This is a genomic window from Ruegeria sp. L12, from assembly GCF_056531745.1.
In genome coordinates this window covers 306,040-328,679 of sequence record NZ_JBQFMH010000004.1, presented here as the reverse complement: position 1 = coordinate 328,679, position 22,640 = coordinate 306,040, and the positions used below count along the sequence as shown (strand labels likewise).

General features: G+C 60.8%; 18 protein-coding genes. 6 read left to right on the top strand and 12 right to left on the bottom strand.

Annotation, left to right across the window (positions count from 1 at the left end):
* Positions 1 to 36 precede the first annotated feature (36 nt).
* From arfB to ACR0K9_RS09300, 5 genes are all read right to left on the bottom strand, one after another.
* Positions 37 to 456 carry an alternative ribosome rescue aminoacyl-tRNA hydrolase ArfB gene (arfB, locus tag ACR0K9_RS09320; RefSeq protein WP_480533553.1) on the bottom strand — a complete coding sequence of 140 codons (420 nt, stop codon included), beginning with the start codon at positions 454 to 456 and terminating at the stop codon, positions 37 to 39.
* 263 nt (positions 457 to 719) lie between these two features.
* Positions 720 to 1,364 carry a queuosine precursor transporter gene (locus ACR0K9_RS09315; protein ID WP_480822543.1) on the bottom strand — a complete coding sequence of 215 codons (645 nt, stop codon included), beginning with the start codon at positions 1,362 to 1,364 and terminating at the stop codon, positions 720 to 722.
* 91 nt (positions 1,365 to 1,455) lie between these two features.
* Positions 1,456 to 2,340: an esterase-like activity of phytase family protein gene (locus ACR0K9_RS09310; protein WP_480822541.1), complete on the bottom strand. Its 885-nt coding sequence runs from the start codon at positions 2,338 to 2,340 to the stop codon at positions 1,456 to 1,458.
* Complete coding sequence (gene mepA / locus ACR0K9_RS09305) at positions 2,313 to 3,176, bottom strand: penicillin-insensitive murein endopeptidase (RefSeq protein WP_480822539.1); 864 nt, start codon at positions 3,174 to 3,176, stop codon at positions 2,313 to 2,315. The genes ACR0K9_RS09310 and mepA overlap by 28 nt, the downstream gene beginning before the upstream one ends.
* Positions 3,173 to 4,540, bottom strand: a complete 1,368-nt coding sequence (locus tag ACR0K9_RS09300) for an MFS transporter (protein WP_480822537.1) — start codon at positions 4,538 to 4,540, stop codon at positions 3,173 to 3,175. Before ACR0K9_RS09300 ends, mepA begins: the two co-directional genes overlap by 4 nt.
* Positions 4,541 to 4,670: 130 nt before the next feature.
* Between ACR0K9_RS09300 and ACR0K9_RS09295 the strand changes: the two genes are divergently transcribed.
* From ACR0K9_RS09295 to yaaA, 3 genes are all read left to right on the top strand, one after another.
* Positions 4,671 to 4,958: a YggT family protein gene (locus ACR0K9_RS09295; RefSeq protein WP_480471526.1), complete on the top strand. Its 288-nt coding sequence runs from the start codon at positions 4,671 to 4,673 to the stop codon at positions 4,956 to 4,958.
* 78 nt (positions 4,959 to 5,036) lie between these two features.
* Positions 5,037 to 7,076 carry a DNA helicase RecQ gene (gene recQ / locus ACR0K9_RS09290; RefSeq protein WP_480822535.1) on the top strand — a complete coding sequence of 680 codons (2,040 nt, stop codon included), beginning with the start codon at positions 5,037 to 5,039 and terminating at the stop codon, positions 7,074 to 7,076.
* A gap of 33 nt (positions 7,077 to 7,109) precedes the next feature.
* Entirely contained in the window at positions 7,110 to 7,880 is a 771-nt protein-coding gene (yaaA, locus tag ACR0K9_RS09285) for a peroxide stress protein YaaA (protein ID WP_480822533.1), read from the top strand.
* A gap of 111 nt (positions 7,881 to 7,991) precedes the next feature.
* Here yaaA and ACR0K9_RS09280 read toward each other — a convergent pair whose 3' ends face one another.
* The 5 genes from ACR0K9_RS09280 to ACR0K9_RS09260 form a co-directional block, all read right to left on the bottom strand.
* A complete protein-coding gene (locus ACR0K9_RS09280; RefSeq protein ID WP_480822531.1) occupies positions 7,992 to 10,208 on the bottom strand; it encodes a response regulator in 2,217 nt (738 codons plus the stop codon).
* Positions 10,209 to 10,274: 66 nt separating this feature from the next.
* Complete coding sequence (locus ACR0K9_RS09275; protein ID WP_480822529.1) at positions 10,275 to 12,317, bottom strand: hypothetical protein; 2,043 nt, start codon at positions 12,315 to 12,317, stop codon at positions 10,275 to 10,277.
* A complete protein-coding gene (locus tag ACR0K9_RS09270; RefSeq protein ID WP_480822527.1) occupies positions 12,314 to 15,076 on the bottom strand; it encodes a DUF4159 domain-containing protein in 2,763 nt (920 codons plus the stop codon). The genes ACR0K9_RS09275 and ACR0K9_RS09270 overlap by 4 nt, the downstream gene beginning before the upstream one ends.
* Positions 15,073 to 15,948, bottom strand: coding sequence for a DUF58 domain-containing protein (locus ACR0K9_RS09265; protein ID WP_480822525.1), 876 nt, complete (start codon positions 15,946 to 15,948; stop codon positions 15,073 to 15,075). The genes ACR0K9_RS09270 and ACR0K9_RS09265 overlap by 4 nt, the downstream gene beginning before the upstream one ends.
* A complete protein-coding gene (locus ACR0K9_RS09260) occupies positions 15,945 to 16,952 on the bottom strand; it encodes an AAA family ATPase (protein ID WP_480822523.1) in 1,008 nt (335 codons plus the stop codon). Before ACR0K9_RS09260 ends, ACR0K9_RS09265 begins: the two co-directional genes overlap by 4 nt.
* A 64-nt stretch (positions 16,953 to 17,016) precedes the next feature.
* Between ACR0K9_RS09260 and ACR0K9_RS09255 the strand changes: the two genes are divergently transcribed.
* The gene (locus ACR0K9_RS09255; RefSeq protein ID WP_480822521.1) at positions 17,017 to 17,595 is read left to right on the top strand and encodes a DUF1285 domain-containing protein; all 579 of its coding nucleotides are present in this window, start codon (positions 17,017 to 17,019) and stop codon (positions 17,593 to 17,595) included.
* Here the strand turns inward: ACR0K9_RS09255 and ACR0K9_RS09250 are convergent.
* Positions 17,592 to 18,470 carry a DMT family transporter gene (locus ACR0K9_RS09250; RefSeq protein WP_480822519.1) on the bottom strand — a complete coding sequence of 293 codons (879 nt, stop codon included), beginning with the start codon at positions 18,468 to 18,470 and terminating at the stop codon, positions 17,592 to 17,594. The two genes, ACR0K9_RS09255 and ACR0K9_RS09250, sit on opposite strands and share 4 nt — an antisense overlap.
* A gap of 240 nt (positions 18,471 to 18,710) precedes the next feature.
* On the opposite strand from ACR0K9_RS09250, the gene ACR0K9_RS09245 reads away from it, so the two are divergent.
* Positions 18,711 to 19,466 (top strand): hydroxypyruvate isomerase family protein, encoded by a 756-nt coding sequence (locus ACR0K9_RS09245; RefSeq protein ID WP_480822517.1) that lies wholly within the window; start codon positions 18,711 to 18,713, stop codon positions 19,464 to 19,466.
* A 73-nt stretch (positions 19,467 to 19,539) separates the two neighbouring features.
* Positions 19,540 to 19,770 carry a DUF2798 domain-containing protein gene (locus ACR0K9_RS09240; RefSeq protein WP_480533582.1) on the top strand — a complete coding sequence of 77 codons (231 nt, stop codon included), beginning with the start codon at positions 19,540 to 19,542 and terminating at the stop codon, positions 19,768 to 19,770.
* A 45-nt stretch (positions 19,771 to 19,815) separates the two neighbouring features.
* Here ACR0K9_RS09240 and polA read toward each other — a convergent pair whose 3' ends face one another.
* On the bottom strand, positions 19,816 to 22,617 hold the full coding sequence (gene polA / locus ACR0K9_RS09235; protein WP_480822515.1) for a DNA polymerase I: 2,802 nt from the start codon (positions 22,615 to 22,617) through the stop codon (positions 19,816 to 19,818).
* Positions 22,618 to 22,640 lie beyond the last annotated feature (23 nt).

Genomic DNA, 22,640 nt, shown 5'->3' with positions numbered 1-22,640 from the left:
CAGGGCAGACTACCAAGACCCGTACAATATGCCAGATCATTCTTCCGAGACCTTGCCGCGCAGCGCCTTCACGTCGCCCCGCGCCTTTTTCGCCGCCAGCCGTCGTTTGACCGAGCCATAGGTGGGCTTCGTCGCGATCCGACGCTTGGGTTTGATCAGAGCGCGGGCGATCAATTCAGCCAGCCGGGCACGGGCGATTTCGCGATTGCGGGCCTGACTTCGTGTCTCTTCGCATTGAATGATAATCGCGCCATCTTTGGTCCAGCGCCGTCCGGCCAGCCGTTTCAACCGGTTCTTCACCGGATCGGGCAGAGACGGCGAGCGCGCGGCTTCGAACCGCAACTCAACAGCGGTTGAGACCTTGTTGACGTTCTGCCCGCCGGGACCGGACGAGCGCACAAAGCTCTCGGTCATTTCCCAGTCTTGCAGGGTGATATCGTCATTGATGCGCAACATGGGGCGGACCTTACTCGCCAGAGCCGCAAACAAAAAGGGCCGCCCCGGCGGGACGGCCCTTCGAAAGTTCAGGAGGTCGGGTCGGTTAGATCAATCGACCAGCCGGAGCGAACGCTCCGCCAAGGGCTGCCCTAACGGGCGTTCCCCCCGGTTGTTCCGACACCTCTCTCCAATCTCTTTCTCGACACTGGATCACCTCCTTTTCTATCTGTTGCGGTTAACTTTGAGCCTGACACAAGATGCGCCATTCTCAAAGCACTTTTTTACGCCGGCTGCGCAGTCAGCCGCGCAACGATCAGTTTGAACGGGATCAGCGCGATCAGCGCCAACGACAGTTTCACCAGCCAATCGGCGAAGGCCAGCGTCACCCACAGCGGTGCCATCGGACCGGACAGCATGAAGGGCACAGGCTCCCACGCCCAGCTGATCGCGGCGTCAGCGTCTGCGCCGAAGAAGGTGACCGAGGCCGAAAAGGCGATGGTGAAGAAAATCGCGGTGTCCAGCGCCGAGCCGATCAGTGTCGACACCAGCGGCGCGCGCCACCAGCGACCGCCGCGCATCGCATTGAACACGGTGACGTCGGTTAGCTGCGCGATCAGAAATGCTGTTCCAGAGGCGACGGCGATCCGCAGCGGCACGGCGGTATAGGTGAAACCATCGCCCTGCAGCATGATCTGACTGCCGATCAGCGAACAGATGATACCGGTGATGAACCCGGCGAACACGACCTTGCGCGCCGGACCCACGCCATAGACGCGGTTCATGATGTCAGTGACCAGAAAGGCCAGCGGATAGGTGAAAGCACCCCAGGTCAACAGTCCGTCAAGGATCAGGAACTGGACCAGGATGTTCGAGGCCACGACGATGGTGGCCATGGCAATAATGCCGGGAATAAAGCTGCGTTGCATGTACAGATGCCCGTTTTGACAAGGTAGCGGCGACTTGGCCAAGGGACCATCCCGAGGCAAGCCGTGCGTCTAGACCTTTGAAAGGCTCGAGTCAATCGGGCAGCAGGTATTCAACCAGTTCGGTGCGCTGCAACGCCAGAAAGTTGTCATCCGAGATCATGGTGGCGCGTAATCGGCCCTGCAGGTCGCGCCATACCGATAGACCCTCGAGATTGTCATGAGTGCCGGTGATGGTTTCGAACAGGACCTCTTCGGCGCGCGGCGTGTCATCCGCGATCTGCCACCGGCGCAGGCGCGTGCGAAAGCCGGTCAGGGACACGGCGCGTTCAAGCACATAGAGCCGCCCATCCGGCCCGAAATCGGCGGCGACAGGCATGAACCGGCCCCGCGCCGTCATAACAAAGGGGGTCGACCAGTTGCGACCGTCCCACCGATAGACCGGGATGTCCCCCTGCGCGGTCCGGTTCTTCTCGGTCAGGGTATAGAGCCTGCCTTGACCGTCAATGGCCAGCGCCTCGAATGAGCCGTTGGATGCCAGTTTCCGAAACGCGCGCGGCCTTGGCAGCACCTGTGCGCGGCCCCCGGGGGATGCGTATCGGGCAACCCTGTGTACGCCTTCGAACGAGATATACAGGCTGCCATCAGGGGCCACAGCAATGCCTTCGGAATCGCCCACATATCCCGGCAAGGACCGCCCGGTGCTGGACAGGACCGGCCACGCACTGACGATCTGGATATCGACTGCCTTGTCCCCGTTGCGCGTGATCCGGGCCTCAATCAGCTTGGCCCGGTCGCTCAGCGCGTACATGCGCGTGCCGCCCTCAAAGATATGGACAGCAGAATACCCGCCGAACCCGTCCACCTCCGAACGCCACGTGAAACTGCCCAGATGCGTCGCGGCTTTGACCTCCATCGCCGACACCGGCCCGGCCAGCAGGGACGCAGCGATCAGTTGGATTGCAAAACGGCGGAGCATTGCTGGGGCAGATCGGCCAAACGGTATTCGCGACGTTTCTTTGGCGGCGGAGCATTCGGGTTCGGTGGCGGCGGATTGAGGATGTTCTGCACCCATTGCTGCGCCTCGGCACAGCCATCGCCCCTTGGTGGCGGATCCTGATCGACGCAACCGTTTGAGCCTCGGGGGCAATTCAGGCGCACATGGAAATGATAGTGATGCCCCCACCAGGGCCTGATCTTGCGCAGATAGGCGCGGTTGCCTTTCTCGTCGTTGCACATTTGCACCTTGGCGCCCGGGAACACGAAGATACGCGCGACACGCTTATCTTTGGCGGCCTCACGCAACACGGCGTGGTGTTGTTTTGTCCAGTTGCCGTTCACATAGGCCCCGTTGGCACGGCGCAGCGAAATGGACGAGATATTCTCGCGCGCTTTTCGGCTGAGGCGCATGTTATCGCCCGGCAGCATCCAGACATCGATATCCAGTCCCAGCTGATGAGAGCGATGGCCAGAAGTCATCGGCCCACCCCGCGGCTGACTGATATCCCCGATATAGAGACCGTTCCACCCCGGCTGTTTCGCGGCAAAGCGGCTGAGGTCCTGCACATAGTCGATGGCTTCGGGGTGCCCCCAGTTGCGATTACGCGACAGGCGCATGGCCTGCCATGTCGGGCCTGTTTCGGGCAATTGCACCGACCCTGCGGCGCATCCACGCGAATAACTGCCGAAAGCGGCGGATTTCTGTTGTGATCCCACCTTCTGGGAGCCGAACAGCTGCTTCGCCAGGGGCTGTGCTCCTGCGGTGCCTGCCAATGTCAAAGCGGCCAGCATGGCCAGAAAACGTAATAAAATCATCTGCTCTGATCCCCTTCCGGTTTCACCCAGCGCATCAGGACTAGGCCCAGAATAAACAACAGAATGATCGGTGACACCCCCAGTCGTGCGCTGCCGGTCACGGCTGTGGCAATTCCGATCAGAAGGGGTGCCGCAAAAGCGGTGGCGCGGCCTGACAATCCGTACAGGCCAAAGCTCTCGACCGGTGTGGCCGGATCGGTATGGCGCACCATCATCGAGCGGCTGGCGGATTGCAAAACTCCGCCCATCCCACCAATCAGCACGCCACAGCCAAAGAACACCAGATCCGGCAGGCCCGAGCCTTCTGGCAGGGCAATGCCATAGACTTGTGTCCGATCCATCGAAACCACGGTCAGGCAGACAAAGATCAGAACCCAGATGGCGACCAAAATCACCGGTTTAGGGCCGTATTTGCGGTCCATCTTGCCTCCGATCCACGCAAAGATGGCCGAGGCCAGAACACTGACGATCCCGAATACTCCGATCTTGACCAGATTCCATTCCAGCACCAGTGCAGCGTAAGTGCCACCAAATGTGTAAAGCCCGTTCAGCGCGTCCCGGTAGAACATCGAAGATCCCAGATAGGTCGCCAAACTGACCCGATGACGCAGCGCCGCCACGGACTTCCCCAGCAGCCGCAGCGCTTCACCGACGCTGCCTTGTTTCTCGGTCGTTGGATCATCCCGAACCCACAGGAAATACGGCACCATGAACAACACAAACCACCCGGCGGTGAACGGGCCGACAAACCGCGTGCCTTCCCGTGCCGTTGCATCCAGCCCGAACATTGGGTCCATCCCGATCAGGGTCTTGCCGTTGGGCTGCTCAACGAACAACGCAAGCATGATGGCCAGCGACAGCAGACCACCGAAATAGCCGAAGGCAAAGCCCGAGCCCGAGATCTCGCCCACCTCGTTGTCATCTCCCAGTTCGGGCAACTGAGAATTGATGAAGATCAGCGCATATTCCGCACCCACAAAGCCCAGGCCAAAGGCCGACAGCATCAACCACATATTCGAGCCATCGGGCATCGTATACCACAGCGCGGCGGAGCCAACCGCATACATCACCGAAAACCCGAAGATCCAGGGGATGCGCCGCCCCGAGACATCCGCCATCGCACCCAGCAATGGGGCACCAAAGGCGATGATCAGCCCAATGATGGTCATGCAGTTCGCCCAGACGACCTGTGCTTGCGCCTTGGCGGCTTCCTCTGCCAGACCAGAAGTCAGGTAATATTGCGCTGCAACACTTGCAAAATAGGGGCCAAAGACAAAGGTCACCAGCAAGGTATGATAAGGTTGGCTGGCCCAATCGAAAAACCACCAGCCCCAGATACGCTTGCGCTTGGAAATCTCAGCCATCACTGCCCCATATTATTGTTGCAATCATAAGACGAGGCTTTGGGCCAATTCGCAAGCGTTCTGTTGGGGCGCACTTGCTCTTTGCGGCTGTGACGCTTAGGTCTCAGGGCAATTGACGAACGGAGTGCCCATGCTGTCGCTGATCCAAATCCTTTTGCTGATCCTGGACATTGTCTGGTTCATCATCCTTGCCCACGTGATCATGAGCTGGCTGATCAATTTCCAGGTGCTGAACCTGCATCAGCAACTGGTGGCGCAGATCTGGTACGGGCTGAACCGCATATTAGAGCCGATCTACGGCCCGATCCGTCGCTTTCTGCCCAATATGGGTGGCCTGGACCTGACACCGCTGGTGGTGCTGATTGCGGTCTATGCGCTGCGGATCATCCTGATCAACAATGCGGTCTATTTCTACTGACCACTTGTTCACCGAATCTTAGTATGTGATGGTCCTGTCTTAAGAGCAGATAAACCATAAGACAGGGCCTTCCGACGCATGTTCGACTCCGCACCCTTGTTGCGAGACGTCTTTGGATTCGGCGCCTTCCGCCCCGGTCAGGAAGAGATCGTCGATGCCGTCACGCTGGGCGAAAACGTGCTGGCCATCATGCCGACAGGTGGCGGTAAATCCCTGTGTTTCCAACTGCCTGCGCTATTGCGCGACGGGGTTACGGTGGTGATCTCTCCGCTGATCGCGCTGATGAGGGATCAGGTCCGTTGGCTGCAGGAGGCCGGGGTCGAAGCTGGGGCGCTGACGTCCGGGAATACGCCAGAAGAGACCGAAGCAGTTTGGGAGGCGTTGGAGGCCGGGCGGCTCAAGTTGCTCTATATGGCGCCCGAACGTCTGGCCGCCGGGTCGGCGCTGGGGATGCTGCGCCAGATCAATGTCAGCCTGATCGCTGTGGACGAGGCACATTGTGTCAGCCAATGGGGCCATGATTTCCGCCCTGATTATCTGCGGATCGGAGAATTGCGGCGCGCCCTGAACGTGCCTCTGGCCGCGTTCACCGCCACGGCGGACGCAGAAACGCAGGACGAGATTGTCGAGAAACTGTTCGACGGCACCGCCCCGCGCAAGTTCCTGCGCGGGTTCGACCGGCCCAATATCCATCTGGCCTTTGCCGCCAAGGACGGGCCGCGCAAGCAGATCCTCGATTTCGCCGGTGCGCGAAAAGGCCAGTCCGGCATCGTCTATTGCGGCACCCGCAACAAGACCGAAGTGCTGGCACAGGCCTTGCGCACCGAAGGACACACCGCTTGCCACTATCACGGCGGGATGGAGGCTGAGGACCGCCGCATCGTCGAAACCCGTTTTGCCCGCGAGGACGGACTGATCGTGGTCGCCACGGTGGCTTTTGGCATGGGTATCGACAAACCGGATATCCGCTGGGTCGCCCATGCCGACCTGCCGAAATCCATCGAGGCCTACTATCAGGAAATCGGCCGCGCCGGCCGTGACGGTGGGCCTGCCGAGACCCTGACCCTGTTCGGCCCCGACGACATCCGCCTGCGCCGGTCACAGATCGACGAAGGGCTGGCCCCGCCCGAACGCCGCATGGCCGATCACGCGCGGTTGAACGCTCTGCTCGGACTGGCCGAGGCGCTGGTGTGCCGTCGCCAGACCCTGCTGGGCTATTTCGGTGAACAGGCGGAACCCTGCGGCAAATGCGATCTGTGTGACACACCGCCCGAAGTGTTCGACGGCACCACCCCGGTTCGCATGGCGCTGTCGGCGATCCTGCGCACCGAGGAATGGTTCGGTTCAGGCCATCTGATCGACATCCTGCTGGGCAACGAGACGGACAAGACCCGCGCCCGCCGCCATGACGCTTTGTCTACCTGGGGCATCGGCAAGGACTGGTCGCGCCCGCAATGGCAGGCCATCTTCCGCCAGATGATGGGCCATGATCTGGTGCGCCCCGACCCGGAACGCCATGGCGCATTGCGTATGACGGAAGCCGCCAGACCGATCCTGAAGGGCGAGGCGCAGATCGACCTGCGCAAGGACACGATCCGCAAGGCCACGCGTCGCCCCACCGTCAAGGCCATGGTCGCCGAAGAAGACGCGCCGCTGCTGTCCGCGCTCAAGGCCAAACGCCGGGCGCTGGCGGAATCCGCGCGGGTTCCGGCCTATGTCATCTTCCCAGACCGTACTCTGATCGAGATGGCCGAGAAACGGCCCATGACATTGGATGACATGGCCCGGATCGGCGGCGTGGGCGCGAAGAAGCTGGAGCGCTATGGCGATACCTTCTTTGAGGTGATTGCCGGAGAGGCCGAAGCGCTGCACCCGGCGCGCCGCAAGCTGGCGGGCCGGGATCAGGGTGAGATTTATGACCAGCTTCTGGCCGTGCAGAACGATCTGTCGCGCGGACCGGACGGCATCGACAAACCCCTGACCTGCTCGGCCTCGCAACTGGCCAAGGTGGCGCAGCTGCGCCCGGACGATGCGCGCGGCGTCGAACAGGTGCTGGGCGACCGCCGTCACGAAAGGTTTGGGGCTGCGTTTCTGGACGTGCTGCGTCAGGCGGGCTAGATACCGCAGAACAGGCAAGGAAAGAGGGCGGATATGCTGGTAGTGATTTCCCCGGCCAAGCGGCTGGATTGGGCAGAGCACGATGTCGAGGTCACTCAACCGGATTTTCAGGACGATGCGATCCGGTTGTCAAAAACCGCGCGCAACCTGACGCTCGGCGATCTGAAAAAGCTGATGGATCTGAGCGATGATCTGGCACGGCTGAACCGTGACCGCTATCGGGCCTTCTCGGATGCGCCCGTGGCTGATTTGACCCGCCCTGCGGCGCTGGCCTTTGCGGGCGATACCTATCAGGGCCTTGAGGCCGCATCGCTTGATGCAGATGAATTGGCGTGGGCGCAGGATCACCTGCGTATCCTGTCCGGCCTTTACGGCGTACTGCGCCCGCTGGATGCGATACAACCCTATCGGCTTGAGATGGGCAGCAAACTGAAAACGCGCCGCGGCAAGAACCTCTATGAATATTGGCGCGATCAGTTGAGCAAAGCCTTGAATGCACAAAGCGAACAGATCGGGTCAGACATTCTGATAAACTGTGCCAGTCAGGAGTATTTTGGCGCGGTGGACCTCAAGGCGCTGAAATTGCGGGTGATTACACCTGTGTTCATGGAAGACAAAGGCGGCACGCCGAAAATCGTTAGCTTCTTTGCCAAGAAAGCGCGCGGCGCCATGGCGCGTTATGTGATCCAGCATCGGCTGCGCGATCCGGCTGGATTGCTCGAATTTGATGCGGGGGGATATGGGTATCGCCCTGAACTGTCAGAAGCAGACAAACCGGTCTTTGTGCGCCCTTATCAGGCCTGATATTTTGCCGGTTTCGAGGGCGGAGCGATGGGCCAGCCCCTCGCGCTCCCCGGGATATTTTTAGCCAGATGAAGAATGGATCGATGTATATCGGCCGGTCTGAATTCGAGCCTATAGCGTTTCAGGCTCGGCGTCCTTGCTGACTGGATGAGCACCGTCGGGGCAATACTTTACGATCATCTGGTGGATCAGGTTTTTGTGCAGCGGTTTGGTCAGATAGTGATCCAACCCTGCGGCCAAAATGCTCTGATCGTCCCCGGCCATGGCATGTGCAGTCAACGCCACGATGGGAACGTGCCGGTCGGTTCCGATTTCGCGACGGCGGATCTCGGTGGTTGCTTCTTTGCCATCCATCCCGGGCATCGAGATATCCATGAAGATCAGATCCGGGGTGAATTCATCGTTGACCTCTACGGCCTCAAGCCCGTTTGAGACAAATCTCAGGTCGATTTTCAGGTCTTTCATCATCTTCTTCAGGATCAATTGATTGGTGCGGTTGTCCTCGGCCGCCAGAACTCGCATGCGCCTTGCATCCTGAGGACTGTGGGGCGGTACATGTGTGCTAACGCTAGCGGGTTCCTGCTGATCGGGTTTGAATCCGGGCGCGCCAAGCGCAAGCAGGCGGGAATAAAGCTCAGCCCGCGGAATGGGTTTTTGCAACACGCCTTCGATCAATTGCTGGGCGGGGTCGGCGTCAATCACACCGGGATTGGCCGACATCACCACGATCGGTAGCTCGGCCCACCCTTTGTCGCGCAGGGTCGTGGCAAGTTCCAACCCGTCCATATCCGGCAGATCATGGTCGCAAAGGACAAAATCCATATTCGCGTCCACCAGAGAAAGTGCCTCGGCCCCCGTCGAACATACCGTTACGCACGCGCCGAGCCGTCCCAACTGCTTGGTCAAGATGGCGCGATTCACAGCCAGGTCTTCGACCACCAAAACATGCCGCAGGCGGCCATCCAGATCGGGTGGAGCGGGTTGCGGGCCCTCTGCGGTGGGCAGAGAAATGCGGAACCCGAAACACGAGCCCATGCCGACCTCGCTTTCGACCCAGACGCTGCCACCCATGATCGAGATCAGGCGCTTGGTGATGGCGAGACCCAGACCGGTGCCTTCGAACTGACGGTTCTGAGCATCCTCGACCTGATTGAACTCACCAAAGATATGAGGAATCTTATCTTCTTCGATCCCGATGCCGGTATCTTCGATGGCCACATGAATATCACAGCTTTCCGCGCTGGCATCCGGCACACCGGTCACACGGATCAGCACATGGCCCTGTGCGGTGAACTTGACCGCATTGCCTACCAGATTGGTCATGATCTGCCGCATCCGGCCCGGATCACCGACAAAAAGCGTGGGAAGGAACAGGTCATAGTCGACCAGCAACGTCAGGCCCTTGTCGCGAACGCTGGGCTGCAACAGCATCGCAACTTCAAGAATGCAGCGTTCCAAATCAAACTGTTCCGGGTGCAGGGTCAGCTTGTCGGCCTCGATCTTGGAATAATCCAGGACGTCGTTGATGATGACCAGCAATGCCTCGCCCGAGTTGCGGATCGTGCTGACATAGAGTAGCTGCTCTTCGCTGAGCGGGGTTTCGGTCAGCAATTCGGTCATTCCGACGATACCGTTCATCGGCGTGCGAATCTCGTGGCTCATATTGGCAAGAAAAGCGGATTTGGCACGGTTTGCGGCCTCGGCGCGCTCGCGGGCGGCGTTCAACTCGGCCTCGTGCCGGACCGAGGCGGTGATGTTCAGCGCCAGGCTCAGAACATCGCCACCGTGCCCGCGCTGGTCGATCAGACGGATGTACTGCCCGTTCCATAGCTGGATGACCTCAGGCTCCGGGTGCGCCTGCTTCCAGCGCGCAAGCATGCGGGTCTGCCAATCGGCGATCGACTCTGCCCCGATATCGACAATCCCCTCATGGGTTAGAATTTCGAGGATGCGAGTATAGGTAACGCCCGGCGCCACCTCTTCCAGACCGTCAAATACGCTCAGATAAGCAGCATTGGCTCCGATCAGTGTGTTACTGCCGTCGAAAAAGGCAAACCCGTCCGGGATTGTCTGAACCGAATGCCAGAGGCGGCGTTCAGCAACCTCGACCTTGGCGTTGGCTTCGGTCAGGTCGGATTTGACCCTTTCGTTTTCATCCCGAACGGTCGCCACCTCGGCCTGGGTTTCATCGATCTGCCGGGTCAGGGCAATTGCATGACGGCCCAGTTTGCGATTGGCGGCGGACAGCGCCGCCTGCTTCTGCTGCAACAACCGTTCGGCGGCCAGGCGCGCGCGTCGTTCCTGCGCCAGTTTTTCTGCAAGGCTCATAGCTGGATTCCCGCAATGCTTTGCGTCCAGCATCGCGGCAGAGCATGAAAAAGTGCTTAAACGCCGTCAGCGCCGCCCTTCCCGCAGCCACCCGCCCAGCAGGAAACCACCCGCCAGCAACAACACGAGCCAGGGCGGCAGCAGACCGGCCTGCGTGACATCGCGTGTCTCATACGCGTTGCGCGGGGTCAGCCCGATCCAGCCACGCCCTGCCGCAGGTCGACCGGCGCGGACATTGCGGATCGCGGGCAATCCGTCTTCGACGCGGACCGCACCGCCACGCAAAACGGCCAGCGTCGGGCTGAGGATTTCATCGGTGGCAATCGTGCGCTCGAATTCTTTGGGGGCGGCGGGACCAAGGCCGATCACCGCGGAGTGTTCACCTTCCAGCAAACGGTATAGACCGATTTTGGGCCCAAAATACTGCGCCTCGAACCGACCGGGCGAGACTTCGTTCAGCGTGACCTCAAACTGGTCGCCATTGGGGCGGGTCACGGTGACCGGCCCGACCTCATCCGAAAGGGTCTGGCGTATGATCCGCATCGACTGGCCGGTGGCCTCGGCCCACAGCGCTTCTTCCTCAAGCTCGGGTTCTTTCATCATCCAATGGGCCAGCCTGCGCAGCAGCTCCAGCTGCGGGCCACCGCCTTCGAAACCCCGACTCCAGAGCCAGGCGTGATCCGAAGCCAGCAGCGCCACCCGGCCTTCGCCGACACGATCCAGAACCAGCAGCGGACGGTCCTCGACGCCGGTCATCAACAGGTCGCCCGAGTTTTGCCTGACGTCGATCTGGCGCAACCACGCGCCCCAGGTTTCGGCATCTCCGAGATCGGTGGTCACAGGGTGGCGCTGGCCCAGGTCTGTCACCATCGGCACATAGCGTTCTTCATAGACCCGGGCGCTGGGTTTTGCCGGCAGCACCGGCCCAAGCGGGGATCGGAACAGGCTGTCAGCGGTGGCAAAATCGGGGCCAGCAGCGACCAGCACGGCACCGCCGTTGACGATATAGTCGCCAACATTGTCCAGATAAATCGCAGGCAGAATGCCGCGTCGCTTGTAGCGGTCGAAGATGATCAGGTCGAAATCGTTGATCTTTTCCAGAAACAGCTCGCGCGTCGGGAAGGCAATCAGCGAGAGTTCGTCGACCGGCACACCGTCCTGCTTTTCCGGCGGACGCAGAATGGTGAAATGGACCAGATCAACCGAGCTGTCGGATTTCAGCAGATTGCGCCATGTGCGCCCGCCCGGATGCGGTTCGCCCGAAACCAGCAGAACACGCAGGCGATCGCGGACACCGTTCATCTGGATCAAGGCAGTGTTGTTGCGATCGGTCAGCTCTCCCACAGCCTCTGGTACGGTGAACTGGATGACGTTTCGCCCACCATGCGGCAGCGTGATCGGCAATTCGACGTCCAGTCCAATAGGAATGGTAAACTGCTCGGGCTCGGCTCCGTCGACCGAAATCTCAAGCGGCGCGGTGGCGACACCGGCGGGCGCGGCGCCGGTATCCTCGACGCGCAGCGTCAGGGTCACGGGCTCTCCGATAATGGCGAAGGCGGGGGCGTTGCGCACAACCAGTCGTCGATCCCAGTCCGTGGCGCGCCCGGTTTGCAACAGATGCATCGGCGCAGGCAGGTCCGGGGCCTGATCCGCGTCATGAACGATACCATCCGAGACGACAAGAACGCCTGCAATCCGCGCGCGGGGTTCTTCGGCGAGAGCAGCGTTCAGGGCAGCCATAACCTGCGTGCCCTCGTCTCCCTCCCCATCACCGATCTTGATCCGGCGCAGCTCGGTGTAGTCGCGGGACTCGATTTCGGCTGCGAGCGTGTCTGCCGCCTGCATGGTTTGTTCGGCGCGGTCAGACAGTTTCTGACTGGCGCTTTCATCCTCGATCATCAGAACGATATCGGTCAGCGGCGCGCGATCCTCGACCTGATACACAGGACCGCTGAGCGCCGCCAGAACAACCAGGGCGGCCAACCCGCGCAGAGCCCAGCCCGACAGACCACGCCAAAGCGCCAGCACAATACCGCCAAGCGCCACGACGGCGACGGCGGCCAGTATTGGCCACGGGATCAGTGGATCGAATATGACGGTTCCGGTCATTGTCCCAACCTGTCCAGTAGGGCGGGCACGTGGACCTGGTCGGATTTGTAATTCCCGGTCAGCACGTGCATCACCAGATTGACGCCAAAGCGATGGGCCAGTTCGCGCTGCCGTTCACCGGCATAGCCCCGGCCCACGGGCAGCAAGGACTGACCGTTGCGATCGACCGCCCAGGCTCCGGCCCAGTCATTGCCGCCGATCACCACTGGCGTCACGTTGTCGTTGAGATTGCGGAACGGCATCCCCTCAATCTGCTCGGCATCAGGCGGCGCGGCCTCGACCCAGACCTCGGTGCCGGAATAGCGACCGGGGAAATCCTGAAGCAGATAGAAGGCGCGGGTCAGCACGTGATCGCGCGGAACAGGCTCTAACGAAGGGATATTCAATGGCGCTGCCAATTGCTGCAGTTTGCGGCCATTGGGGCTGGATGCCCCGAAACCGGCGATATCGGCGTCACGCGTGTCGAACAGGATCATCCCTCCGGATCGCAGATAAGCGTTGAGTTTGGCATAAGCCTCGACCGAGGGCTGCGGCTGATCGGGCGTGATCGGCCAATAGAGCAGCGGGAAAAACGCAAGCTCATCCCGTTCCAGATCAACACCTATCGGATCGGCAGGTTCGACCGAGGTGCGATAATGCAGTGTCTGCACAAGCCCGCGCAGCCCGGCCAAGGCGATATCGTCTGCCTCGGCGTCCCCGGTTAGCACATGGGCCAGCACCAGCTCCTGCGTCGCATCCAGCGCGAAATCGGTATCGTCAGGTGTCTGCGCCCGCACGTCAGGGGCAACGAAAAGAGCAGCCAGAGCAAAGGCGACAGGGGTTGCCTTGGCCAAACGCCCCGACAGCGCCAAAGACGCAATCACATCCACCGTCAGCAACAGCAATGCGAGGCTGAGCAACAGACCATCAAGCAGCGTCTCGGTGCTGACCTCCTGACCTCGAATCGGGACATCGGCGGGCCAGACTACTGGCGACAACACGGCATCCTCGGCCAGCACATTCCGCGCCAGTTTCTGCTTGCCGCTTTCGTAAAGTCCCGGGCGCAGGTCAGGCCCAATCTGCCCCGAGACCAGTGCGACCCCATCCACCCCGGGCAGTGTTCCCGCGTCGGTCAACGTGCCAAAACCATCCAGTATCTGAACCGGCTCCCAAACAGTGCCCTGCATTTGCGCCTCTTGCCGCGATTTCGCAGCCGAGGCGACCGCAAGGCGGTCGAGCATCTCAACGAACAGCCCCGACAGCGGCAGGCTTGACCATTCGGCATCCGCCGTGACATGGAACAGCACCACCTGCCCCAGCCCCAGAGGTTTGCGCGTTACCAAAGGCGTTCCATCTGACAGCGAGGCAATCACCCGATCCGCCAGGTTAGGGTCTGGTTGTGCCATGACCTGCGTGGTCACCGATACATCCTCGGGGATTTCCAACCCATAAAACGGCGAGGTCTCGGGGAACGGCGCAAGCCCTTTTGCCTCACCCCAGCTCATGGCACCGCCGACCGAGCGGCCACCGCTGCGCAGGCGCACCGGCAGCAACGTGTCCTCGGTATCGCGCCCCAGATCGCTGGCCGCCATGCGCGGGCCCGCGAAGCGCAGCAACAAACCGCCCTGTTCGACCCATTCGGCCACACCGGCCTGCTCGGACTCAGACAGCTTGGCGACATCCGCCAGCACGATCACATCCGGGTTGGCAGGCAAGACCTCGGCCAGGCCGCCTTCGACAAAATCAGCCGTCGGGATCAGCACCTGTGTCAGGTAATGCAACGGTGAAAGCAGCTCCAATCCTTCACGATTCAGCGTTCCCGCGATCAACGCCACCTCGCGCCGGCGCAGGCTGTCATCCGTCAATGTTACCGCACCGGCAGAGCGTTGGCCCTGCAGCTCGAACCGGGTAATCCGGGCGCGCAGTTCCGAAGGCAGTGATAGATCGATTTGCGCCTTGTTAGAGCCGTTTTCGAATGCCAGCGGCGTGGATTGCAAAACGCGCATAGCACCAGCCGGATCACGCCCTTGCGCCAGAACAGTGACGCTGTCTGCCGGACCCGGGTTGGCGCGCAGCACGCTGAGTTGGATCGCTCCATCCTGATAAGTGGCAGGCAAGATCGCAGTTACAGGTGCCGCGGATTGGTACACCGTCACGTCCCCGCGCCCTTGCAGGGCCGAGATCAGGCGGTCTTGCCCTTCATAGGACAGCTGGTCGCTGAACCAATGAGTATCAAATCCGCCGTCTGCCTGCGCCAGCGCAGCCAGTGTTTGGTCGATCTGCGCCTCGGTCGGTTGCCACGGCATCGGTGTCAAACCCGGCAGTCGCCCACGCCACGTCTCGGCGGCCTGAAACACAGGGGCCTCGGGCTCGGTCAAGCGCAGGATCGAGACGGGACGGCCCGCACGTCCGGCCTCGGTCAGTTGCACGTCGATCTGATCCAGCGTCGATGACCAGCGAGTCGCGCCTGCCCAGCTGGCATCCAGAACCAGCAGCAACGGACCCGATCCGGTTTCATCACGCGAGGGGTTCAGCACCGGCCCCGCCAGCCCAATAATGATCGCCGCCGCCGCCAGCATTCTGAGCAGCAACAGCCACCACGGCGTGCGGTCCGAAACGCTTTCATCATCCTTAAGGCCCAACAACAAGGTGACCGCGGGGAACAGACGGCGGATCGGCGCAGGTGGAACAGCGCGCAGGATCAGCCACAGGATCGGCAGGGTCAAAAGGCCCAGCAGCACCCATGGCGCGGTAAAGCCGATGCCCGCCAGAACCGTCATTGCGCACCCCCATCCAGTGCACGATAGAGCCACAACAGAGCCGATTGCGCGCTGTCGCCCGTATGGTGCAGCCCCATCTGCCATCCGGTCGCGCGGCATAGCTGCGTCAGCGCATCCTTCCGCGCGGCCAGCCGATCAAGATAGCGATCCCTCAGGTCTGCAGCTTTCAATGTCTCGTGCCGGGCAGTGCCGCCGACGCTTTCAAAGATGGTGCGGCCGGAATAGGGGAAGTTCTCCTCGCTGGGATCCAGAACCTGAAGCAACACGCCGCGCACGCCACGGTCGGCGGCTTTGGTCAAGGCCAGTTCGACCTCATCCAAGGGGCCAAGGAAATCCGAAATGAACACCGCACGCGCATGTGGGATCATGGCGCGGTGTTCAGGCGGCGCGTAATCTGTCTGCGCGTCTTCAGACCAGGCTTGCGCCAGCCGAATGATCTGCGCATTGCCCCGGCGTGGGGGCAGCGTGGTGCCGGTCAGACCGACACGTTCACCGCCGCGCACCAGCAGAATGGCCGTTGCCAGCCCAAGCAGGCGCGCGCGGTCGGCCTTGGTCGACAGATTCTTGTCCGAAGCAAACCGCATCGATGCGCCCTGATCGACCCACAGCATGATCGACTGTGCAATCTGCCATTCACGTTCGCGCACGAACTGCTGATCCCCACGGGCCGAGCGGCGGTGGTCGATCATCCGGCGACTGTCACCGATCTGCGCCGGGCGGTATTGCCAGAAATCATCCCCCAGACCCGAGCGTCTGCGCCCGTGGTCGCCCAACAGTACAGTTCCGGCCAAATGCTCGGCGCGCGCCAACAAGGGCGGCAGCCGGGACGACTCGGCCTCGGATCGTTCGCGAAGGGTCTGGGCGACGTTCACGCCGCGGCCTCGGTTCGGACCAGACCGGCGGCGGTGGATTCGATCAGGTCGGACAGGCTGTCGCCGCGTGCCCGCGCTGCAAAGTTCAGCGCCATACGGTGGCTGAGAACCGGGCGCGCCATCTCAAGCACATCCTCGGCATTGGGGGCCAGCCGCCCCTGCAGCATCGCATTGGCGCGCACGGTCATCATCAACGCCTGCGCCGCACGCGGGCCGGGACCCCAGGCGACGGTTTCCTTGACCCGCTCAGACACGCCAGCCTCATCCGGGCGGAAGGCACGAACCAGATCGAGGATCAGTTCCACAACCGATTCACCCACCGGCATCCGGCGCAACAGAAACTGTGCGGCCAGCAATTCCTCTTTGGTGAAAATCTGATGCGCCTCGGCTTCCTCGACGCCCGTTGTGGCCAGCAGGATATCCCGCTCGGTCTGGCGATCCGGGTATTCCACATCGACCTGCACAAGAAAACGGTCAAGCTGGGCCTCGGGCAGCGGATAGGTTCCCTCCTGCTCGATCGGGTTCTGCGTGGCCAGCACGTGGAAGGGCACGCCCAGATCCCGATCCTCACCGGCGACCGTCACCGTGCGTTCCTGCATCGCCTGCAGCAGCGCCGACTGGGTCCGGGGGCTGGCGCGGTTGATCTCGTCCGCCATCAGCAATTCGCAGAAGATCGGGCCGGAGATAAAGCGGAAATGACGGCTGCCATCCTCGGCGGTATCCAGAACCTCAGAGCCCAGAATATCCGCAGGCATCAGGTCAGGCGTGAACTGGATGCGGTTGCCATGCAGGCCCATCACGGTCGACAATGTCTCGACCAGCCGCGTTTTGCCCAGCCCCGGCAGGCCGATCAGCAGCGCGTGACCGCCGCACAAAAGCGCGGTCAGGGTCAGATCCACGACCTTCTCCTGCCCGATAAAGCGGCGGGTGATCGAGGATTTGGCCTCTTGCAGCTTGATTTCCAGCGCTTCGATCTCGGACACGAGGTCGGCAGGTTCGGACATGAGGTTCCCTTCCGTGGACTGTTATGATTGAAGTGTATCGCGCTGAGAGGAAATGGCAAAAGCAATGAGCGGACAAAAACCCGTGACCCCCTCGCCAGACGGTCTGGCGGCATCGGTCAAAGCGGCCAAAACGCGCGGTTTACCGCCCGTTCACCTGTGGAATCCTCCGTTTTGCGGCGATCTGGACATCCGGATCGCAAAAGATGGCACATGGTCCTATCTAGGGTCGCCCATTACCCGGTTCGAGCTTGTGAAGGTATTTTCCTCAATTCTTAAGAAAGAAGAGGACAATTACTTTCTGGTCACCCCGGTTGAGAAAGTGGGAATCACCGTCGAGGATGCGCCGTTCATTGCCGTTGATTTCGATCAGGACGGCGAAGGCACGGCGCAGCGCCTGACTTTCACGACGCGGGTGGGCGACACAGCCATCGCCGGGCCCGACCACCCGATCCGCATTGTCTTTGATGCGGAAACAGATGAACCCTCACCTTATATTTTGGTTCGCACGAACCTTGAGGCACGCATTGATCGCAAGAGCTTTTATCGGCTGGTTGAGATCGGCACCCATCATGAGGGTTGGTTCGGGGTATGGTCCGATTGTCAGTTCTTTCCTCTGATCCGTTCGGACGAATTGACCGGCTAAACAGACCCGGGCACTTTCCGGTCCTGCGCCAGAATGACTGCTACAGCAACGATGCCCGCACCCAGTGCACGGGTCCAGTTCCAGCCATCCCCCAGCACCACCATGATCACCATCACATAGAATGGTGCGATGTTAATGTGAAAGGAACTCAGCGCCACGCCGATTCTGCCAACAGATGCGATGAACAGAATCTGGCTGAGACCCAAAGACACAAAAGCATAGATGGCCAGCATCCCCATCTGCTGCGTATCAATAGCTGACGATGGCATCACATCCATGCCCAGCCAACCGGCGACGACGATCAGGACAGCTGCCATCACCATCCCGCCTGCCAGCGTGATTGTGGTGCGTCCGACTTGACCAAGTTCAGGGAAATCCCGCGCAGTCGCCATGCTGGCCCAGCAATACAACGCAGTCGAAACGATGGCGAGCGATGCGCCCAACCCCAAATGCGCCGGCGCAACGGCGCTGGTGGCGATCAACCCGCCGATGATCGAGATCGCAACGCCGAGGGCGAAGTTCCAACTCAGCCGACGAGTCCCGGCTGCGAGTTCAAGCAAAGTGGCCACCAACGGTGCGCATGACGCGATAATCGCTACGGTCACCGGATCAGTCAGCTTTTGCGCCAGCACCAACAGAAACATGCTCAATCCGATGCCGAAACCACCCACCAACAGCGCATGGCCCCAACGAGCTCTCAACACACGGGCCGGGCCATCGATCAGGAACCAGACCGGGATCAATACCATCAACGCCAGCGCCAACCGGGCCGAGAACAGGGCAACTGGTGGCCAGTTTTGCAACAGGATATCCGCCGCTGGAAACCCCGCCGCCCATGTCAGCATTGAGGCAACAGCCAGAGTATTCCCCTGCATCGTTGCATCTCGTCCACCAGACACAACCAGTGTGCTTCCGCGAACGGATCTCGGGCTCAGCCGCATAGAGTTCAAACCTTCAGTTGGCCTGGCGAAGGAAAAATGATTCGCCGCGTCAAAGCGACTGTCCCCGATCAGCCATAGGTGTTCTGGCCGATTTTCGACAATCTGTCGTTTTCGGTCTCTTTCACGCGGCAGTCGTGATCGCTAGTCTTTCCGCAGACCGAGACCGGATGCCCCATGCCCCGATTTGCCGCCAATCTGTCACTGCTGTTCAATGAACTGCCCTATCTGGATCGTTTCCCGGCCGCCGCGCAGGCCGGGTTCACCGCGGTTGAAATTCTCTTCCCCTATGAATTGGCCGCCAAAGAAACCCGTCGCGCCCTGCTGGCCAGCGGGTTGGAACTGGTCCTGATCAACGCCCCGCCCCCGAACTACACCGGCGGCGCGCCGGGCTATGCGGCTGTGCCCGGCGGATCGGCCCGGTTCCAGTCCGACATCCGGCGGGTTTTGCGCTATGCCGATATCCTGCGGCCCCGGTTTATCCACATCATGGCAGGATATGCCTGCGGCCCGGATGCAATGGCCAGTTTTGTCGAAAACCTGCGATGGGCCGCGGATATCGCGCCGGATCAACAGTTTACCATCGAGCCGCTCAATCCGGTGTCGCAGCCACACTACTTCCTGAACGACTATGATCTGGCCGCCGATGTGCTGGATCGCGTCGACCGACCAAATGTCGGGCTGCAATATGACAGCTTTCACGCGCAGATGATCCATGGTGATGTACTGGAAATCTGGCACCGCTTTCAAACTCGCATCGTTCATGCACAGATCGGGGCCGCACCGGATCGATCCGAACCGGGACGCGGTGGCATGGATTTCCCCGCGCTGTTCGCTGCGATGGACCGTTCCGGCTATGACGGCTGGGTCAGTGCAGAATACACGCCCTCAACCCGGCGGACCGAGGATTCTTTAGCCTGGATGCGGCAATAGAGCCGGTATGAATGCTGGATTTTCCGACTGAAATCGCGCAATTGAAGGCATCAACACGCCAAGGATACCGCTCATGATCCCTGCCCGCTTTGCCAATGCCTTGTTTGCCCTGATTATGTCCGGCCTGATGTCTTGCGTCGTCACCGGTATCGCGACACTCAAGGCCATCGGCTTCGGTCCATCGACATTGGGGGATTGGATGGCCTCGTGGGCTTTCTGCTGGCCCATCGCCTTTACCGTGATTCTGACGCTGGGTCCTGTCGTGAAACGCCTGATCGCGCGTCTGGTCAGGCCCGAGGCCTAACGCGTTGCGAAGAGAGCCCGCAGGGCCTGATGAGCAGCGCCGCCCCTAATGCGCCTCGGCCCAGTTGGCCCCCTGCCCGGCATCGACCACCAGTCTTACATCCAGCCTCACCGCCGGGTCTGACGCACCTTCCATCACGTCGCGCGCCACGCCGACCACCTGATCCACTGCGTCCTCGGCCACTTCGAACAGCAGTTCGTCATGCACCTGCAGCAGCATCTTCGCAGGCAGACCGTTGATGGCCTCCGGCATCCGCACCATCGCGCGCCGGATCACATCCGCTGCCGTCCCCTGAATAGGCGCATTGATCGCCGCGCGGCGTGAGAAGCCCGCATGCGGTCCCTTGGCGTTGATCTCAGGAGTATGAATTTTGCGGCCGAACAGGGTCTGCACATAGCCGTTCTCTTTGGCAAAGGCGACCGTGTCGTCCATATAGGCTCTGATACCGGGGAAGCGCTCGAAATATCGGTCGATGAACCCCTGCGCCTCGGCGCGCGGAATGCGCAGGTTACGCGCCAGACCAAAGCCCGAGATGCCATAGATCACACCAAAGTTGATCGCCTTGGCCTGACGGCGGATATCGGGCGTCATCTCGTCCAGCGGCACATCGAACATCTCGGACGCAGTCATGGCGTGAATGTCCAACCCGTCCGAGAACGCTTTCTTCAATGCGTCAATCCCGGCGATATGCGCCAGAATCCGCAGCTCGATCTGGCTGTAGTCGAGGCTGACCAGCAGGTTGCCCGGCTCGGCAATGAACGCTTCGCGAATACGCCGCCCTTCCTCGGTGCGCACCGGAATGTTTTGCAGGTTCGGATCGGTCGAGGCCAGACGACCGGTGTTCGCCCCGGTGATCGAATAAGACGTATGCACCCGCCCCGTATCCGGGTTGATATGGGTCTGCAGCGCGTCGGTGTAGGTCGATTTCAGTTTCGACAGTTGCCTCCAGTCCAGCACCCGGCGCGGCAGTTCATGCTCGGTCGCGAGGTCTTCCAGAATATCGGCCCCGGTCGAGTACTTGCCGGTCTTGCCTTTCTTGCCGCCTTCCAGACCCATCTTGTCGAACAGGATTTCACCCAATTGCGCAGGCGAGCCGACATTGAAATTCTCGCCCGCCAGTTCGTGAATTTCAGCCTCTAACCCGGCCATTTTCTGGGCAAAGGCGTTCGACATGCGGCTCAGCACATCGCGGTCGACCTTGATGCCGTGCATCTCCATTACTTTAAGAACCGGCACCAGCGGACGTTCGAGCGTTTCATAAACCGTCGTCACCTGAACCTGATGCAGTTGCGGCTTGAACAGTTTCCACAGACGCAGCGTGATATCCGCGTCCTCGGCAGCATAGGCCGTTGCCTCATCGATCGGAACCTTGTCGAAGGTGATCGCAGATTTGCCCGAGCCCAGCAGCGGTTTGATCGGGATCGGCGTGTGGCCCAGATAGCGTTCGGACAGCGTATCCATGCCATGCCCATGCTCGCCGCCATGCATCGCGTAGGACATCAGCATGGTGTCATCGATGGAGGCCACGTCGATGCCATAACGCGCAAAAATCTTGGCGTCATATTTCATGTTCTGCCCGATCTTCAGGATCGACGGGTCCTCGAACATGGGTTTCAGCAGGGTTAGAGCCTGTTCCAACGGCATCTGCCCCTCGGCCAGCGCATCCGTCCCGAACAAATCATCAGTTGCGCTTTCACGATGGATCAGCGGGATATAGCAGGCTTCCCCCGCCTCGACGCACAGAGAAATGCCAACCAAATCGGCGATCATTTCATTCAGGCCGGTGGTTTCGGTATCCACAGCGACCCAGCCGCGTTCGTACGCCTGATCGATCCATTTCTGCAGAGCATCCGCATCGCGGACGCATTCATATTTCGCCGCATCAAATGGTATCTCTTCGGTCTGCGTTTCCTCAACCGGCGCGGGTGCATCGGCGATTACCGGAGCTTCAGCCCCCAGCTTGTCGGCGATGCGTTTGGTGAGGGTACGGAACTCCATCTCGGCCAGGAAACCCAGCAAAGTTTCGGCATCCGGGTCTTTCACCTCAAGATCGTCCAGCGTGAAGTCCAGCGGCGTTTGCTCATCCAGTTGCACCAGCTTTTTTGACAGCTCGATCTGGTCGCGCTTTTCGATCAGGGTCTGGCGGCGCTTGGGCTGTTTGATCTCTTCCGCGCGATCCAGCAGCGTTTCCAGATCGCCATATTCATTGATCAGCAGCGCCGCCGTTTTGATCCCGATACCCGGAGCCCCCGGCACGTTGTCCACTGAATCCCCGGCCAGCGCCTGCACATCGACCACCCGTTCAGGACCCACACCGAACTTCTCGAACACGCCATCACGGTCGATGCGCTTGTTCTTCATCGCATCGAGCATTTCCACGCCGCCGCCGACCAGTTGCATCAGGTCCTTGTCGGAACTGACGATGGTCACCCGCCCCCCTGCTTCGCGCGCCTGAACGGCCAGCGTGGCAATGATGTCGTCAGCCTCATAGCCTTCCAGCTCTTTACAGGCGATGTTGAAGGCGCGGGTCGCCTCACGGGTCAGAGGCATCTGCGGGCGCAGATCCTCGGGCATCGCCTCGCGGTTGGCTTTGTAGAGGTCATACAGATCGTTGCGGAAGGTATGGGACCCCTTGTCGAAGATCACCGCCACATGGGTCGGCGCGTCTGGTCCGGCATTCCCTTCGACATATTTCTGCAACATGTTGCAGAAGCCCGACACGGCCCCGATCGGCAACCCATCCGATTTTCGCGTCAGCGGTGGCAGCGCGTGATAGGCACGGAAGATAAAGGCCGATCCGTCAATGAGATGCAGATGGCAGCCTTTTCCGAATTGGGTCGTGGTCATATGAGGCTCCTGCGCTGGGTTGC

Bases quoted from the DNA above. Each gene is read 5' to 3' on its own strand.
- arfB (WP_480533553.1), bottom strand. From the start codon at position 456: ATGTTGCGCATCAATGACGATATCACCCTGCAAGACTGGGAAATGACC.
- ACR0K9_RS09315 (WP_480822543.1), bottom strand. From the start codon at position 1,364: ATGCAACGCAGCTTTATTCCCGGCATTATTGCCATGGCCACCATCGTC.
- ACR0K9_RS09310 (WP_480822541.1), bottom strand. From the start codon at position 2,340: ATGCTCCGCCGTTTTGCAATCCAACTGATCGCTGCGTCCCTGCTGGCC.
- mepA (WP_480822539.1), bottom strand. From the start codon at position 3,176: ATGATTTTATTACGTTTTCTGGCCATGCTGGCCGCTTTGACATTGGCA.
- ACR0K9_RS09300 (WP_480822537.1), bottom strand. From the start codon at position 4,540: ATGGCTGAGATTTCCAAGCGCAAGCGTATCTGGGGCTGGTGGTTTTTC.
- ACR0K9_RS09295 (WP_480471526.1), top strand. From the start codon at position 4,671: ATGCTGTCGCTGATCCAAATCCTTTTGCTGATCCTGGACATTGTCTGG.
- recQ (WP_480822535.1), top strand. From the start codon at position 5,037: ATGTTCGACTCCGCACCCTTGTTGCGAGACGTCTTTGGATTCGGCGCC.
- yaaA (WP_480822533.1), top strand. From the start codon at position 7,110: ATGCTGGTAGTGATTTCCCCGGCCAAGCGGCTGGATTGGGCAGAGCAC.
- ACR0K9_RS09280 (WP_480822531.1), bottom strand. From the start codon at position 10,208: ATGAGCCTTGCAGAAAAACTGGCGCAGGAACGACGCGCGCGCCTGGCC.
- ACR0K9_RS09275 (WP_480822529.1), bottom strand. From the start codon at position 12,317: ATGACCGGAACCGTCATATTCGATCCACTGATCCCGTGGCCAATACTG.
- ACR0K9_RS09270 (WP_480822527.1), bottom strand. From the start codon at position 15,076: ATGACGGTTCTGGCGGGCATCGGCTTTACCGCGCCATGGGTGCTGCTG.
- ACR0K9_RS09260 (WP_480822523.1), bottom strand. From the start codon at position 16,952: ATGTCCGAACCTGCCGACCTCGTGTCCGAGATCGAAGCGCTGGAAATC.
- ACR0K9_RS09255 (WP_480822521.1), top strand. From the start codon at position 17,017: ATGAGCGGACAAAAACCCGTGACCCCCTCGCCAGACGGTCTGGCGGCA.
- ACR0K9_RS09250 (WP_480822519.1), bottom strand. From the start codon at position 18,470: ATGCAGGGGAATACTCTGGCTGTTGCCTCAATGCTGACATGGGCGGCG.
- ACR0K9_RS09245 (WP_480822517.1), top strand. From the start codon at position 18,711: ATGCCCCGATTTGCCGCCAATCTGTCACTGCTGTTCAATGAACTGCCC.
- ACR0K9_RS09240 (WP_480533582.1), top strand. From the start codon at position 19,540: ATGATCCCTGCCCGCTTTGCCAATGCCTTGTTTGCCCTGATTATGTCC.
- polA (WP_480822515.1), bottom strand. From the start codon at position 22,617: ATGACCACGACCCAATTCGGAAAAGGCTGCCATCTGCATCTCATTGAC.